Raw genomic sequence first — 295 nt, 5'->3', positions numbered from 1 at the left:
AGCAGATGATACGGTTGTGTTTGCAGGTTCAAGTGCTAAGAACCTAGGCAATGTTATCTATAAGGATTTGATTGCCTTGACACGCCAGACTGGTGCGCAAGTGGTTTGTGACTTTGAAGGACAGACCTTGATTGATAGTTTAGACTACCAGCCACTTTTGGTTAAACCAAACAAAAAACACCGGTCCCCAAAAATATAAAATCCGGTCCCTCCTAGCCTTTATTTTAAAACTTCTTCCATTTGTTCCCCGTCGCCAAAAACAATTATTACACGGGGTGGGTTGTTCCCTACCCCC

At 43.4% G+C, this 295-nt stretch carries 1 pseudogene; it reads left to right on the top strand.

Annotation, left to right across the window (positions count from 1 at the left end):
• A pseudogene (locus CF394_RS03415) lies at window positions 1-199 on the top strand (hypothetical protein); the annotation flags it as partial.
• Window positions 200-295 lie beyond the last annotated feature (96 nt).

The sequence above is a fragment of the Tetzosporium hominis genome, from assembly GCF_002265435.1.
GTDB lineage: Bacteria > Bacillota > Bacilli > Bacillales_A > Planococcaceae > Chryseomicrobium > Chryseomicrobium hominis.
Note: the sequence above shows the minus strand (reverse complement) of the source record. Positions and strands in the feature narration are given on the sequence as shown.